This is a genomic window from Vibrio sp. R-1 (assembly GCF_035615595.1).
Classification (GTDB): domain Bacteria; phylum Pseudomonadota; class Gammaproteobacteria; order Enterobacterales; family Vibrionaceae; genus Vibrio; species Vibrio cholerae.
In genome coordinates this window covers 1-529 of the sequence record NZ_WPDC01000293.1, presented here as the reverse complement: position 1 = coordinate 529, position 529 = coordinate 1, and the positions used below count along the sequence as shown (strand labels likewise).

The following is a 529-nucleotide window of genomic DNA, read 5'->3' as shown; positions in this document are numbered from 1 at the left end:
CCTTAGGCGGGCGTTATAGGGATGTAAATGTCTGTAGAAATCAAAAGAGTTGATAAACACCATTGCCTTGATTTAGTTGGGATCTTCATTGAACTTGAGCGGTACTATTTCGGTGATAAGGCTGCATCAGAGCAGGACTTAACCAACTATCTTAGTCATCAAGTATTTTCTGAGCACTCAGGCGTAAAAGTGATCGCAGCCTTTGAATACGATAAGGTTTTGGGTTTTGCAACTTACACAATAATGTTTCCGGCACCAAAATTGTCAGGCCAGATGTATATGAAAGACCTGTTTGTATCTTCCTCTGCTCGTGGTAAAGGTATCGGACTTCAACTGATGAAACACTTGGCTACTATCGCTATTACTCATAACTGTCAGCGCCTAGATTGGACAGCAGAGAGTACGAATCCGACAGCTGGACAGTTTTACAAATCAATCGGAGCCAGTTTGATTAGAGAAAAAGAGTATTACCGATTTGAAGGTAATGATTTGAATAAGCTGGCAAAATCCCTATAACAAACGCCTCAAG

Annotated in this window: 1 protein-coding gene; it reads left to right on the top strand. The window is 41.0% G+C overall.

The genetic code is table 11. The features are described 5' to 3' along the window. Positions 1–27: 27 nt before the first annotated feature. Positions 28–516 carry a GNAT family N-acetyltransferase gene (locus tag GOU96_RS18190; protein WP_267783428.1) on the top strand — a complete coding sequence of 163 codons (489 nt, stop codon included), beginning with the start codon at positions 28–30 and terminating at the stop codon, positions 514–516. The last annotated feature ends 13 nt before the right edge of the window (positions 517–529 follow it).